Source organism: Halorubrum sp. FL23, assembly GCF_052439115.2.
In the GTDB taxonomy this organism is placed as follows: Archaea; Halobacteriota; Halobacteria; order Halobacteriales; family Haloferacaceae; genus Halorubrum; species Halorubrum persicum.
This window is the reverse complement of sequence record NZ_JBQVRO020000001.1, coordinates 35,033-49,309: the sequence shown is the minus strand read 5'-3', so window position 1 is coordinate 49,309 and position 14,277 is coordinate 35,033. Positions and strand designations below refer to the sequence as shown.

Below are 14,277 nucleotides of genomic sequence, written 5' to 3'. Positions count from 1 at the left end.
CGGTTCGTTAGGTTCTTGAGTCGGTTCCGCCTACGCTCGACCGCAAGCAGCAAGCGCGGGTTGCCGAGCCAGGCCAAAGGCGTAGCGCTTAGGACGCTATCCCGTAGGGGTCCGCCGGTTCGAATCCGGTCCCGCGCACTCTCTACCTCCCGTTTTCGCTTTGTCTAGTTACAAAGATGACCGAAACAAACCTCGATAAGCCGAATACCCTTGAACGCTATCCCGGTTTCGATTCGGACATGATGGAGCCGAATAATAATATTACCATCGTCCGGAAGAACCAACGCGAGTTCTTACGCGAGAAGGCCGTCGTGGACTACCATGACTACAGAAAGAAGTTTCTCACATACCTACTCAAGATGGGGAAGAATCCCAATAAGGCGAAGGGATATTCACCATACACGGTGTGCCAAACAGGACACCGAACTGCTCGGTTCGACTTGTGGGTATGGGAGAACCGTGGAGGCTACAAAGCACCACCCGATCAAGACGATGCTCGGGCCTACATGGAACAAGTCGCCTTCCGGGATGTAACCGAGTCCACGAAAGGAAAGACACTCGGTTCCCTCAAGCGGTATTCCAAGTGGCTTCAGCACAAGTTCAACCGAGACGAGTGGGAGTTTAGCTGGAACTTCCAATCTGGCGGGAATAACAACGCTCCGAGAGACTTCCTGACGAAACCCGAAAGGAGAAAAATCCGACAGGCTGCACTCGGGAAGGACGGCACGCCCAACTACGGCACAGACAATCTCCTCAAAGCTGATCCGAACAGTTGGAAATACACGTCCCTCGTTTGGACTAGCCTCGACGCTGGTCTTCGTCCAGTGGAAGTCGGCAACGCCAAAGTGAGCTGGTGTGACCCGGAGAACAGCATACTCCGTATCCCACGAGAGGATTCAGCTAAGAACGAAGGCAACTGGACGGTTGGTCTAACCGACCGGACAGCAACCGCGTTAGAGCGGTGGATAGCTGAACGAGAGAACCACGAGAGGTACGAAGACACCGACAAGCTGTGGCTCACTCGTCACGGAAACCGCTACGGTTCGAACGAACTTAGGCGGATACTCAAAGATCTGTGTGAACGAGCCGAGATTCCTCACGAAAACCGGAAAATGTCATGGTATTCAATCCGTCATTCGGTCGGCACTCACATGACCAAAGAACGAGATCTCGCGGCAACACAGGCTCAATTACGCCATCAGTCAGTCGAAACGACGATAAAATACGATAACGTCCCGGTTGAAGATCGGCGGGACGCACTTGATAACATGGGTTGAGAACCACTCTTCGTTCAGAGTGTGGTTACTACAGAACCACATCTCGTTGAAGTTTCTAGGTCTGTGCGTTAGTCGACCGCGAGAAGGTCCGTCACTTCATACTGCAACGCAGGGAAGGAGAGTTTCTTGGATTAATACCGGGGCTACCTAGCTCTGTTGAAGCCCTCAACAGTTGGTGGAAATTGCTACTGAATATAGACGACGTACCTAACACTGCAACTGCTTTATATTCTCTACCTGTATTCTGAACTAAACAATAGAGCGTGGCTGTGAATGTGTTGCTGTGGATCCTGCCAGATCTCGTTGATTTTCCGAAGGCCATGCTGAATGCAGAGCGCACATCCAGCATCTTCTTAGAACCTACGACCGTAGAGCATCAATAAATTGTGTGTCGCTGGCTATGACTCATGAGAAGTCATTCAACGTACTCTCTCCACTCTCTTTTTTACCACTGAAATACTCTGCCGACCAATCCGTTGCAGCGTCAAGCTCCCGAAGCATCACTTCAGACTCAAACTCACCTTCTAGGCGCTGATGCGTCATCACCTGACGCATCTCTTCAAGCTCATCGGGGGTGATCTCATCAATTCCAACTGCATCAAGCACAGCTTTGTTAAGTTCTCTCTCTGCCCCTTCCACACCGTCTAATAGTGCGTTTGTTGCGTCGCGGATCGCATCACACGCTTCGTCATCAAATTCCCGAATATCCGGAACTGGGATGCTCTCCAGCTCATAAGTCATTAACTGAAGCGCTCCGTTCCCCTCAACTCTCCCCCAACATTCAAGCAAGGCACCGTAGAGACTCGAATTCATCAACCCCACAACGACTGTAGAATCTATTCCATCTTTCACGTGGACACAGTCTACTGCATTTGTAGTGAGAGCGCCAGCGCGGTTTGAAACAGTGAAGAGCCTCCATTTGAAGAACTTTGGGTGGAACAGCTCTGGAGGTTTTTGATCTCCTAAGTCGAACCACACTTTCCGATTAGCACAGGTATTCCTCTCGTGGATACCATCATTCTCCCCTTGTTGGATGTACTGTAATAGAGAACTGTACCCATCGCGCTTGAGTGCAGATTTCACATCCTCATCTAATGTCGTTTCAGTGCCAAACTCCGACATTTGTTGGTCAATCTGTTCAACGTAGTCATGCACCGTGAGAAGATACTTATCTGAATCTCCTTCGTCGAACACCTCGGAATCCATTCCCTTGATGCTCTTGACGACTGGCGAAAGGAATCGAGAATCGATCCCCCTCTGCTCAGCATCCTCTTGATCCAAAATGAAGAACTTGTTCGCACCCGTAACTGGCCCACGTGAAATTTCTACAAACTCGCTTAGAGTGACAAACTCATCGCGTTCGATCAAGTTGATGAGCTTCAGTGGTGCGTTAACATAGTGCCCGATTTTCTTTGGACCAGTATCTTCGAGATATGCCTGTCGAACCCCGACGGAACGATAATTTGGCCGTTTCTTGACATCGATGGGTTCCTGTTCGAGCGCCATGCCATACGTCACTGTATCGTACAGATCAACGGGCTCCATCTCATCCTGCACGCGGATGAATCGAGTCGTCGTCTCACGCCGTGCTTCAGCGTCCTCACAACGTTCAATAAGCAGAAGACAGGTGCCGACAAACGCGTCTGAGAACGCACGCTCAGCGAACGACACAACGGCGTGAATGCGGTAGTGATCGAACAGGAACTGCTGAAAACCCATTCCGTACCGGACACTCATCCATTTGGGTGGTATCACGAACCCGAGGCGACCGCCGTCTCGGAGGAACTGTGTGGCGTGTGTAGCGAAGTACACGTACGCGTCAGATTTTTTCGAGATCTTCTTCGATCCGTCAAGGTACAGTGATTGGTTTTCTGGTCCAAAACGCGATAGGTGCGCACGGAACGCGTTTTTATTGGGGATGTCGCGATTGCGGATGTACGGTGGGTTCCCGACAACACCATCGAAATACCCGACTTCTCCAGTGTCACGGTTGTCTAGGCGGGCAGACGACAACATCGTTGAGTCCGGCTCTATATCGAAGAATGAGGTATGGTACGCGTGCAGCGTGTCGATCTTCTCTTCGATGTTCTGACTCGCTAAATTGAGAGCTGTGAGGTGTAGCGGGAATTTGTTGACATCAATCGCAGTAATGCAATCAAGAATTTCTTGGTGCGTCGCATCTGGGTAGTCTCGTTTCAGTTCCGTGTAGACCTCAACAGGGAATGTCCCGCTCCCGGATGCGGGGTCGAGGATTTCGGGGAGTCTCCCCTCTACTGGTGCATCAAGCACCCATTTTGATACCGCGTCAGCAATTGTCGGTGGAGTATAGTACTGTCCGAGTTTCTTCCGTTCACTCTCCGGAATAAGCTCTTCAAAAACATCGCCAAGGAGATCCTCATCAATCTCGGAGATTTCACGCTGCTCGATGTTCTCTGCGAGCGACTCAATATTTTTTAGAGTCTTCGTATTGGACGGAAACTGCTCAAATAAGTCGCTGTTTCTGAAAATTGGTTCGTAGTCGATTTTCTCGATTATCTCCTCGAACCGCCGGCGAATGTGTTCGTCAAGGAAATCAATTGTTGAAACGCCAACGAGGGATTCGAGTTTCTTCCCGTCACTTGGCTCGATAGGCTCTGGTGTTTGCTCCCGGACGACCTCGTAGAACAATATCTTGTTCGTGAGCAGGTACGCATACTGCTTTGCAGCCGTTTCCAGCTGCTCATCAGTACTGAGAGCGCTGAAGTCGTTCTCCCGAACCCAGTCGTTGAACAGATTGATGAACTTCTCATTACTTTCATATTTTTGTTTTGCGAGTTCTTTGTACGCCGGCCAGATTGTGCTGTGGAATGTTCGGAGAAGTCCGACGACCTGCTCCTTCTTTTCCTGATCGGGGAGTTTACCATGCTGGTACAAGTGATCAACGCCTGCAAGAAGCTGTGGGACAAACCCGTCAAGATCGTCATCGGAGAGGTTGATCGGGCGGAGATTGGCGTAGTTGTAAGGGACATCTTGGAGTTCAATTTCCCCCTTGTAGTTGAAAAGGTAGAAGTCGTTGCTGTTGCACGTGGCGAAGAAGTCAGCGCCAATATCCCGCGTGTAATCACGGGCTTGCTTCATTACCTCTCTGTCGTACGGAGAGATGTCGTCCCGTTTGACCTCAATGACGAGACTGCCTGTGATGTTGCTGTCAATATGGATGTCTGCGCGGCGCCCCTCAACGTCTTTCTCGATGGTGACTTCAGAAAATTTGGTGTCGTTGTTTTCTACGTACCGATAAAGAGCCGAGTAGAGCAAGCTGTGGAATTTTTGTTCTTTTGGGGTGCCAGACATGTTTAGAGTCTACTCGCCTACTATCGTATAAAAATCTGGTAAGCGGCGTTGATATTCATTACATCAAGCAGCCTGTATTGATGACTCAAAGCTCTGTATCTCGCACGGTGCTATTGACAGATTGTGGGGAGCTGGCGTCTGATACTATTGTGTGAGTCCCCCCGTACTGGGCGATTCTTAATCTGTTTCTCACTGGTTAGATTATTGACTGATACGCGCTGTGTATTCAGCACGTCTGCCGACATCTACTACCCTCTGGGTATGTTAATCGGGTCAAATTTTGGGGTAGACATGCTAGCCACAAACCGAGTCACTACACGGCCGGAGTTACTGACCACCGTTGCCGTCACGATATTTACAACCCGGAAGGGGGCCCGTCACGCCGCTCAGTCGAGTCTACGCTAGGCGTACGTTCCATCAGGACAGATAGACTCTCTTACACAGAACCACAGCTGTTCCACACCTCTGATAGCCAACCTCTGCTAGTCGTTCCGCCCTTGCGCCCACTTTTGGGGGTAAATTCTGACCAAAATACCCTCTGTGAAACACACTCGGTTACTAAATATGCGCATATTGATTCTTGACGATGTTCTAACCGAGGGCTATCTGAAACTCACATATACACATCTTCTCCGTCCATGGCTCCCGTTTCAAATCCACAGACGTGCCCGCTAAGATCGACCTGTACGCAACCTCGCATTCAGAATACCAGAGTATGCGAAGAACCCTAGACATGCTGTAACTCCGTCCGAGCCATTAGTTCTAGAAATCGAGTGACTAATCTAAACACAGAGATTGAGTTCATTTGCCAAACCGAGCCAATATGAACGCTACAAACCCCCGGTTCAGAGCCCAGATATACTGCTATAAAACGGCACTCAGTCAGAAAAGGTTCTAAATCTGAACTTGGGTACACGACCCAAGTACAGCGTTTTTCTGTGAACATCTCAATTCCAAGGTATTTTATGTCCGGGGCTATATGATCTATATGAGTACACCCCATTCAAAAAGACGAGACTATCCACGGGTAGTCTCCTGCCGAACCTCCGATAGGTCGCGGATCGGGGGATAGGAGCTTGGGAGAAGTAATGGCCGAATTTGCAGTTTTAAAATAACAGTTCTAACTATACTGTTAAAACTAGTGTTAAATAACAGTTTAAACGCTGGAAGGCCCGCCGTGTTCTCTCTACGTTTATAAATAGGAAATTCCCCTCTGTAGGTAAGACTCGTTGTCTTACCCACAGGGGGGATTTTTTCATTCACCGTAAGACTTGAAGCTGAAGTTAAAGTGTCCTGAATCCGAAAGGAAAGTATGGATTTAGGCCCGCGTCAGATGTCTTTCGTCAAGTCGAAAATGAGAGAAATTGAAGAAGATGAAAGCTGCCAGCCAACCGCTCGGGTTGAAGCTGGTCGAATCCGAGAAGAAGTAGATACTATACTCACCGAGTAACTGTTGCTGTTAGGTCAAACTTCCATACCACTTTCCTTCACTTAGCTTGCCTCGCCGCTACGTTTGAACGATCTTGACTACAGTCTATGTTTGAATATTCTGTTGAAACCCGGAAGGTCGCTGGAAGGATATGACGTTGAATCGATGTCTGTGTTTGTAGGAATAGATCTAATGGATGAAACCCGGAAGGGTGCGAGGTAGATATGATGTTGACTCTCTATTGGTAAGATTAGGACTGATGGTCACGACTGACCGCCAGAAACGCACCGGAACGGTCGTCAGCGCGACCAAGTGCGGTGCGGTGCAGAGGCGGTCGCGGTGCCGGAGCTGCCCCCACTTCCGGGATTTAAACTTACGATTAGACCAGCAACTCTCAGAATGGGACGAATTGGCTGATGAAATCCTGTTTGGACGCTGGAAGGCTCGTGATATTGGATGTGTGATACAGAATATCGTCAAGATCAATTTGGCAACTTGCCAGCGTTAACCTGTCTGTGTCAAACTCGGGAAAGCATCAGAATATTTCTTCTGTCTTCTTTACTGTCTCCAATATAGATAGTGCTAAGGGGTTTATATACCCCCCTCCCCGTAGGAGTCTGAACTATCGAAGTCTTCACGAACCGGTGGAATAGTTAATTCAAGACGGTTCTGAATTTTCCCGTAGGTCTTAACGACACTACGTGGACCGAGGTTGAGCGATTTTTCCATCTGCTTAAACTGGTTGTCTCGATCTTCATCAGGAACGTTCGGATGGCAACGACGCTGTTTGTTCCTCTCATTTTGTTCCACCACATAGCAACAGACAGAGTAAGCGACAAGGCTAGACTCAAGGCCAAGTTTCTCTCGGTCAAGAGACAGAAAGTAACGGCGTGCCTGTGTTCTCTCTCGAATCGTCAAATCTAGTTGCGATGAGAGAGCTTCAATATGATCCCGTGCCATTTCACGGGTGACATATTTATCATTATACCTGTTAAGACCAAGACAAAAACCATTATTGATCTTCTTGAGATGTCCGAAATGTTTGGGTTTCTCAAGATAGCGGAAGTCTGCAAGGAAGGATCCATCCACATCATCCGCTAGGAAGTACGTCGCGTTTCGCGTGTTTGGATTTTCATAACTACCAAGCCGGTCAACGTTGTTTTTAGCACTCATTAGAACATTAGAGACGGAGCAGACACGACTACACGGGCTTATCGGCGTAACACCCGTAACTCTGGGTATTGATGTTACCCGCAGAAATCCACTACTCTGTTGACTCACAGACCGTTGGCTAGGGGCGGACGAGCGACCCGTAGGAAGGTAGTGAGTAATTTGAGCGATGGGTACTTTAGGAGTCTGCTGTCTGCCCACTTGTATTTACATTCCGCAAACATGTAAATCTACCGGATACGAGTCTTTGTTAGGCGTTTCTAAGGAGTAGAGATCGCTGTGCCTATTCCATCAAGATATAGACCACAGCTCTTGCTCCGACTTTCTTTTTGTATAGATCCCCCTGCTCAACGAGATTCTCTAGTTTGTTGTACGCGCTCGGTCGAGAGCAGTCCAGCTCCTCCGCAACTTCGCTGGCAGTCAATACTGGCACCTCGACGCGGTCGAAGACAGACATCACGCTATCAAGCGTAATCTGCTCTGTATACTGGCCGCTATCATCCCGTTCCTTGTTCATGCGTATGTGTCCGAGCGGACAAAGTATAGTCCCTCTGACTTCGAAGTTAGTGGGAAACACTTATCACCAATAACCACGAAGTTACTGGTAGAAGGTTGCTCGTCCCTCAGGGCGTTGTAGTTTGGAAAACGCCCGGTGCGCCAACACCGGACGGGCGGCCTTCCAGGTTACCAGAAAGCCATGTCTGCACACAAGTCTGCGAAAAATAAGAGCATCGTTGAGGAACTGAATTCCATCGCAAATACAGCAAAGGGCGGCTTAGAGAACTTCGGAGATCACCGAGACGTTCTCATTCCGGCTGAGTGCGAGTGTAAGGCCAGCAGCTACAACAACCAGTATGACTGCCAGCAGGTAGTCGAAGCTGCTAGAGCCGGAGTCTATGCGGTTCTACATGTTGCTGCTGTAGACCGTAAGGACTCCCCGCCCTTCCGGGTTTCCGGACTTGCTTGCTTCGCCTGCTTTGAGGTGGACCGATGACCAACCACCAAAACGAAGAGCGCACCGTACGCTGTCCAATTGAAGGGTGTGACGCAACGCCACTAGCGAGAGGCGTGAATCTTCACGTAAATCGTTCAAGTGGGGAGGGTCACGGACCACAAGGCGAAGTTCCACCAGATGTCTCGTTCGAAGATCTCGAAACCGTAGGGGCGCGAGAAGTTGAGATGGACTATCCCGAAGAGCGTGAAAACGAGAAACACGCTCGACTTTGTCCGTACTGTAATCAAACATTTGTTGGCGAGCAAGGAGTGATGATCCACCTCGGTCAGACAGCTGGACGTAAGAACCACCCTGAAAGCGCCGGCGAACATCACACTATCGACGACTTTCCGCGCGTAGAAGTTGACGAGCAGGGTAACATAACAAGCGTCATCGATGGGACTGAAGACATTAATGTCGTTGGAGACAGGATGATGGTTCCAGCTCGCGATGTCTACACTCTTGTTGCTGAGTTCGTCGCTGAGGACGATATGGTGACAGCTCACCGTCTCCGCAAGCACCTTCTGGGTATTGACAATCCAACGCGCCCGCTTCGAACTGTGCCAACGGACCAGAAGTTGTTCTCGGCGCTCTTGGGGCGAGGGTACGACGGAGAAGCCGGACAACAGGTGTCTGCCACAGTCCGGAAGGATGGGATCATGATTGCTTGCCGAGGTGAGTCCGCGCTCTACTCTGCTGATGAAGCCTTAGATCTCGCAGCCGCGTTAGAAAGGACTGCCAGTCGAGAGAATTGGCAGGGAGAGATTCCCAATTTTATTGCTTTCCTCCGCAACGGAGCCGATGTTCTTGACGGTGACAGGAAAGGAAGTGAACTCCCCAAAGATTTTGATCATTAGCGTTCGTCGGTTAAATGGAGTAACAAAGCGTGGTGCGGAAGCGGTCGAGATGCCGTAGCCGCCTGCGCCCCCTTCCCGCGTTTATCATATAGGGATTGGTTGATCTCTGAATTGCATCTTCGTGATTTCATTATAACACGAGTACAGAACAAATATATGATATTCTAAATATGACCGGTTTACGTTTCTCCTAATACCGTAGAATAATTTTCCTGCTGAGGACTCGGACCAGAATCGGTAACGACAATTCCTTTTAGATTCTTATCATAAATAGAATCTAATATCAGTTTTGAGATAGTAGCTTGGCGTGTAGGAGATATTTCTCTGCCACTATTCGTAGATATGATCGCTGAAAACAGGTCTGGAGGAGTATGCTCACGAGTCTCTTTTTCATCTGAATAACCCTTTTTTGTATAAAGAATCTCCCATCCATATTCTTCCACCGTTTTCAGGAATCTATTGCCCAATTTGACTGACTCCGATTTATGTACAATAGAATGTTGGCCCAAAATAAGATTATACTCATCTGAATCAGAGTCATTACGATCAAATTCAAATGATAATGTCCGGTGCGAATGGCCTTTGTCGACGTCTTCGTGAAATCTTTGTATATAATTTCTGTATAGTTCTACAAGTTGTTTTCCCGATGAGCTGAAAATTTCATTATTTAATGGCTTACCGTCGGTGATCTCACTTGGTACTTTCCTATTTGCCGAAGACGACCGTTGACGTCGGTGGTAGTCAGGCGAGGACAATTGCCCATGGTCGTCAGTAATAAGTTGTACTCCCCGGTTTTTTGCTACTTCTTCGGCTTCAGAAGTAAATGAACTGGTGGTAATAACCATAACATAGTCAATATCCGGTCGTGATAGAAGACCAGATGCCTTCTGTACTGTAGAACTTCCAACACGGTTGTCAGCAGAGTATGCTTTCGCTTGTATAGCATAATTTTCACCATGCTTTGTAGCAAGAATGTCTATACCACGATCATTTGTTCGGGGAGTAAGCTCGGTTCGGAATCCTTCTCTCTGTAACCAACTGGCTACGGCCTTCTCAAACTGCTCACCCTTCATGAAGTATTAGATAATTGTCCTCGTACTTAATACTCACCTGAATTACTATTTGACATGGCCGGAGATATACAATTGTTGAAAATTTCTGAAAAGGAATAGCAATACTTTCCGAATTGTTGTTTCTCCGTCTTAGTAATGAGTGGTAGCGTTCCCGTGGGTATAGAGAAATAAATCGAATTTGTCGGCCAACGTGATTAGCGCCTAACGCTATCCCGGTGAAAATTTATAAGTAAGCCGGCCATTTGTTCCGGTAGACAGAGGAAAACGGTGTTTTGAGAGCGTGTTGCGCGCCTGTAGAGTGCCGAAGGCACTCAGGCGCTTAGGACGCTATCCCGTAGGGGTCCGCCGGTTCGAATCCGGTCCCGCGCACTGAGCGAAGAAGCGTCGCGACTGAGCGAGAGAGTAGGAGCGGTTCTGAATCCCGGAAGTCGCGCGCAGCGAGCGATGCGAGCGAGCACGTCTTCCTCCGGTTCGAATTTGGTCTCGCGCCTACTGTCCCGAACGACTGTGAGAGGCATGTCTGCGCGAAGAATCCGTGAGCCGCGGCGTACGCCCCGTCGTCACGCCCCCATCGAGAGAGACCCCCGGCCCGGTGAGGCGCGATCGAAAACGAATTCTGTATACACTGTCATGGATTGCTGGTTGCACCAACCATTTGTAGGCGTGCTGTATCGGTTGGGTTATGGCGGGACCGCCGATCCACGACTTGCACTTCGCCGAGGAACCGAGCGTTGACCAAGTCCCCGGTCCGAACTCTCGGCGCCTCCTCGACAGGCAGGAGGCGATCGACAGCAGCGCGGTCGCCTACCCGAACGACATCCCGCTCGCGTTCGAGGAGGGGAAGGGCGCGACCCTGAAGGACGCGGACGGCAACGTGTTCCTCGACTTCTTCGCCGGCATCGGCGTGTACAACGTCGGCCATGCGAACCCCTACGTCAACGAGGGGGTCCACGCGCAGATCGACAAGCTCACGCACACCGTCGACTTCCCGACGGAACCGCGCCTCGACCTCATCGACAAGCTCGACGAGATCGCGCCCGGGAGCCTCGCCGGCAACAGCCGATTCGTCTTCGGCGGCCCCACCGGCAGCGACGCCGTCGAGGCGTCGATCAAGCTCGCGAAGTACAACACGGGCGGGAACGGGCTCCTCGCGTTCCGGAACTCCTACCACGGGGCGACGGCCGGCGCGATGAGCATCACGTCCAACAAGAAGTTCAAGAAGCCGTACGCGCCGCTGCTGCCGGACGTGGTGCACGCGCCGTTCCCGTACCCGTTCCGCGAGGGGCGGAGCCCCGAGGAGTCGGTCGACCGCGCGCTCGAAGAGGTCAGGGCGATCGTCGAGGAGCCGTACGGCGGCCTCACGGATCCGGCGGGCATCTTCGTCGAACCCATCCAGGGCGAGGGGGGCGTCGTCGTCCCGCCCGAAGGGTTCCTCTCGGGGCTGCGTGAGATCGCCGACGAGAACGACCTCCCGCTGGTGTTCGACGAGATCCAGGTCGGGATGGGTCGCACCGGCGAGTGGTGGGCGTCCGAGCATTACGACGTGACGCCGGACGTGATGACGACCGCGAAGGCGCTCGGCGGGAACGGCCAGCCGCTGTCCGGAACCATGTACCACGAGGACCTCGACACGTGGGGATCGGGCGATCACGCGGGCACCTACCGAGGACACGTCCCCGCCATGGTCGGCGGCCTGCGCGCGATCGAGTACATCCAGTCTCACGACCTGCTCGACCACGCGACGGAGGTCGGCGCGTGGATCCGCGACCGTCTCCGCGACGCGGGCGAGGGCGATCCGGGGCTGGGACAGGTCCGCGGGAAAGGGTTGTTCGTCGGCGCCGAGTTCGTCGACGCGAACGGCGATCCGGACGGCGATCGCGTCGATGCGATCCAAGAGTACTGCTACGAGCACGGCGTCTTAGTCTGGACCGCGGGCCAGTACGGCAACGTCATGCGGTTACTCCCGCCGCTCGTCCTGACACAGCGACAGGCCGAGGTCGGCACCGAGGTCATCGCGGACGCGATCGCGGCGACCGCACCGTAGCGGCGCGCGACACCGTCGACGCGCTCGGCGCTCCGTCGTCCTCCGACCGCGATTGGGACGCGAGAATCAGGAACGCAGCCACGCCAGCAGGCGGGCGGCCGGGCTGGTCGTCGCCTCGAGGTCCTCGGGTCGCGGAGTGTCTTTCAGTCGGTCGGGGCCGCGTTCGATATTCGTCGTATTAGTAGCCATTACGACCGAAAATTGTGGCTGTATGTAGAAAAAAGACTCGAACTGTTAACATAATTTCCAAAAAAGACCATTATGTATGGGATGCTCCATTACGTTCGTTTCAGATCGAACGCCCGGGGACGGTCCGCACTCTGAGAGGGTGTCGGGAGCCCGAGAGCCACCCCGGACGCCTACGCCGGCAGCGCCGCGTCGGGCACCGTCCCGTCGTCGTTCCAGCCGCGGAGATCGTAGTACGCGTCGATGGCGTCGTCGAGTCCGGGGAGCTCGTCCGCGTACGGGAGCCGGTCGTCGTCGCCGTCGATACCGCGCCGGTTGTTGAAGTGGCGCTCCAGCGTGACGGTCCGGGCGCCCGCCGCGAGCAGCTCCTCGAAGTCGGCGCCGAAGAGCAGCTCGTAGCGCTCCGGCGTCATGAAGTCCCGAGAGAACTTACAGACGATGCCGCTGTCGTTGAGCGCCATCAGGTTCTCGCGCTGCACGAGCCGCTCGGCCTTCCCCCCGAATCCCGCGGGCTCCATCGCGTCCTCCTCCTCGACTAAGGGGTACTCCACCGAGTAGAACGTCGCGTACATGTGGTCGGCGCCGCGGTTCGCGACCGCGTACGAGAGCGCCTGCCCGTGGAGCAGCCGTCCCTCGTGGGCCGCGAAGTCCATGTTCTTCACCGACCAGTTCCCCACGCCGAGCTCCTCGTGGATCCGGCCGATCCCCTCCGCGAGCCGGTCGCCAACCCCGTCGCGCTCGGCGATCTTCTCGACGAGGTCCCAGACGAGCTCGCGGTTGCCGAACTCGTCTTCGGCGGCGAGGTACGCGGCGATCGTGTTGCCCGCGGAGATGGCGTCGAGCCCGTACTCGTCGCAGAGCTGGTTCGACTTCATCACGTCGACGATGTCGTCGATCCCCGAGTTCGAGCCGAACGCCATCGCCACCTCGAACTCGGGGCCCTCGGTCTCGACGCCGCGCGCCTCGTCGCGGGTCGGGAGCTTGCAGGCGAACGCACACGACGAGCACGTCCCCTTCTTATACTTCTTCTCGGCGACGGCGGCGCCGTTGATCCCCTCGACCCCCTCGAAGGAGCGCTCGGAGAAGTAGTACGACGGCAGCCCGTCCATCTCGTTGGCGAGGTCCATCACCGCCACCGTCCCCTGCTCTTTCATGATGTGGTCCTCGGTGGCGGCCTCCCGGTGGATATCGGTCGCGGTCGCGTCGATCGAGACCTCGGGCGCCGAGTCGCCGCCGAACGTGATCCCCTTCACGTTCTTCGAGCCGAGGACCGCGCCGAGCCCGCCGCGACCGAACGCGCGCTCCTCGGTCGTCATGACCGACGCGAACCGGACTTCGTTCTCGCCGGCGGGCCCGATCACCGCCGTCCGGTCGCTGGAGATGTCGTGCTCCGCCTCCAGGTAGCCGGTCGTCTCCGGGACCGTCGCTCCGGCGAGCTCCGGCACGGCTTCGAACTCGACGCCGTCGTCGCGCACGTGTACGATGACCAGTTCGTCGCTGGCGCCGGCCAGTTCGATCGCCCCGTACCCCGTCGCCGCGAGGTGTCGCGACACGAACCCGCCCGCGTTCGACGACAGCAACCCGTCGGTCAGCGGCGAGAGCGCGGTGCAGTTCGTCCGGCCCGTGAAGCTCATCTGTGACGCCTGCATCGGCCCGGTGGTGAACACGGCGCGGTTCTCCGGGCCGAGCGGGTCCGCGTCGAACGGGATCCGCTCGTGAGCGAGTCGCGTCCCCACGCCGCGCCCGCCGATGTAGCGCTCCTGAACCCCCGTGATATCGGTCTCTGCGGTCGTCTGCTCGCCAACGTCGATCGACAGCAGCGGCCCGATACTGTGTAGCATGTCTGCGTATCCGCGGACGCGGTACAAAAACCCCGATCCAAGGGGAACAGATTGTGGGTTTCGAGCCCTCTCGGGC

The 14,277-nt window shown here is 53.6% G+C and carries 10 protein-coding genes and 1 tRNA gene; 5 read left to right on the top strand and 6 right to left on the bottom strand.

What is annotated here, in order from left to right; genetic code table 11:
• Positions 1-53 precede the first annotated feature (53 nt).
• Together ACT4MF_RS00195 and ACT4MF_RS00190 are read left to right on the top strand one after the other, a co-directional pair.
• A tRNA-Leu gene (locus ACT4MF_RS00195) sits at positions 54-138 on the top strand.
• 38 nt (positions 139-176) lie between these two features.
• Positions 177-1,277: a tyrosine-type recombinase/integrase gene (locus tag ACT4MF_RS00190; protein WP_444681404.1), complete on the top strand. Its 1,101-nt coding sequence runs from the start codon at positions 177-179 to the stop codon at positions 1,275-1,277.
• A gap of 405 nt (positions 1,278-1,682) precedes the next feature.
• Here ACT4MF_RS00190 and ACT4MF_RS00185 read toward each other — a convergent pair whose 3' ends face one another.
• The 3 genes from ACT4MF_RS00185 to ACT4MF_RS00175 all read right to left on the bottom strand — a co-directional run bounded on the left by ACT4MF_RS00185 (position 1,683) and on the right by ACT4MF_RS00175 (position 7,723).
• Positions 1,683-4,607 (bottom strand): N-6 DNA methylase, encoded by a 2,925-nt coding sequence (locus ACT4MF_RS00185; protein WP_444681403.1) that lies wholly within the window; start codon positions 4,605-4,607, stop codon positions 1,683-1,685.
• A gap of 2,020 nt (positions 4,608-6,627) precedes the next feature.
• A complete protein-coding gene (locus ACT4MF_RS00180; protein ID WP_444681402.1) occupies positions 6,628-7,209 on the bottom strand; it encodes a hypothetical protein in 582 nt (193 codons plus the stop codon).
• 280 nt (positions 7,210-7,489) lie between these two features.
• Positions 7,490-7,723 carry a helix-turn-helix domain-containing protein gene (locus ACT4MF_RS00175; RefSeq protein WP_444681401.1) on the bottom strand — a complete coding sequence of 78 codons (234 nt, stop codon included), beginning with the start codon at positions 7,721-7,723 and terminating at the stop codon, positions 7,490-7,492.
• 180 nt (positions 7,724-7,903) lie between these two features.
• On the opposite strand from ACT4MF_RS00175, the gene ACT4MF_RS00170 reads away from it, so the two are divergent.
• Both ACT4MF_RS00170 and ACT4MF_RS00165 read left to right on the top strand, forming a co-directional pair.
• Complete coding sequence (locus ACT4MF_RS00170; protein WP_444681400.1) at positions 7,904-8,200, top strand: hypothetical protein; 297 nt, start codon at positions 7,904-7,906, stop codon at positions 8,198-8,200.
• A gap of 185 nt (positions 8,201-8,385) precedes the next feature.
• Entirely contained in the window at positions 8,386-9,057 is a 672-nt protein-coding gene (locus ACT4MF_RS00165; protein ID WP_444681399.1) for a hypothetical protein, read from the top strand.
• 179 nt (positions 9,058-9,236) lie between these two features.
• Here ACT4MF_RS00165 and ACT4MF_RS00160 read toward each other — a convergent pair whose 3' ends face one another.
• Positions 9,237-10,130 carry a restriction endonuclease gene (locus ACT4MF_RS00160; RefSeq protein ID WP_444681398.1) on the bottom strand — a complete coding sequence of 298 codons (894 nt, stop codon included), beginning with the start codon at positions 10,128-10,130 and terminating at the stop codon, positions 9,237-9,239.
• A gap of 682 nt (positions 10,131-10,812) precedes the next feature.
• On the opposite strand from ACT4MF_RS00160, the gene ACT4MF_RS00155 reads away from it, so the two are divergent.
• Complete coding sequence (locus ACT4MF_RS00155; protein WP_099256334.1) at positions 10,813-12,174, top strand: aspartate aminotransferase family protein; 1,362 nt, start codon at positions 10,813-10,815, stop codon at positions 12,172-12,174.
• A gap of 66 nt (positions 12,175-12,240) precedes the next feature.
• Here the strand turns inward: ACT4MF_RS00155 and ACT4MF_RS00150 are convergent, their stop codons facing one another.
• Positions 12,241-12,363, bottom strand: a complete 123-nt coding sequence (locus tag ACT4MF_RS00150) for a hypothetical protein (protein ID WP_275539531.1) — start codon at positions 12,361-12,363, stop codon at positions 12,241-12,243.
• A 170-nt stretch (positions 12,364-12,533) separates the two neighbouring features.
• Positions 12,534-14,201, bottom strand: a complete 1,668-nt coding sequence (locus tag ACT4MF_RS00145; RefSeq protein WP_099256333.1) for an aldehyde ferredoxin oxidoreductase family protein — start codon at positions 14,199-14,201, stop codon at positions 12,534-12,536.
• Positions 14,202-14,277: the final 76 nt, after the last annotated feature.

Bases quoted from the DNA above. Each gene is read 5' to 3' on its own strand.
- ACT4MF_RS00190 (WP_444681404.1), top strand. From the start codon at position 177: ATGACCGAAACAAACCTCGATAAGCCGAATACCCTTGAACGCTATCCC.
- ACT4MF_RS00185 (WP_444681403.1), bottom strand. From the start codon at position 4,607: ATGTCTGGCACCCCAAAAGAACAAAAATTCCACAGCTTGCTCTACTCG.
- ACT4MF_RS00180 (WP_444681402.1), bottom strand. From the start codon at position 7,209: ATGAGTGCTAAAAACAACGTTGACCGGCTTGGTAGTTATGAAAATCCA.
- ACT4MF_RS00175 (WP_444681401.1), bottom strand. From the start codon at position 7,723: ATGAACAAGGAACGGGATGATAGCGGCCAGTATACAGAGCAGATTACG.
- ACT4MF_RS00170 (WP_444681400.1), top strand. From the start codon at position 7,904: ATGTCTGCACACAAGTCTGCGAAAAATAAGAGCATCGTTGAGGAACTG.
- ACT4MF_RS00165 (WP_444681399.1), top strand. From the start codon at position 8,386: ATGGACTATCCCGAAGAGCGTGAAAACGAGAAACACGCTCGACTTTGT.
- ACT4MF_RS00160 (WP_444681398.1), bottom strand. From the start codon at position 10,130: ATGAAGGGTGAGCAGTTTGAGAAGGCCGTAGCCAGTTGGTTACAGAGA.
- ACT4MF_RS00155 (WP_099256334.1), top strand. From the start codon at position 10,813: ATGGCGGGACCGCCGATCCACGACTTGCACTTCGCCGAGGAACCGAGC.
- ACT4MF_RS00150 (WP_275539531.1), bottom strand. From the start codon at position 12,363: ATGGCTACTAATACGACGAATATCGAACGCGGCCCCGACCGACTGAAA.
- ACT4MF_RS00145 (WP_099256333.1), bottom strand. From the start codon at position 14,201: ATGCTACACAGTATCGGGCCGCTGCTGTCGATCGACGTTGGCGAGCAG.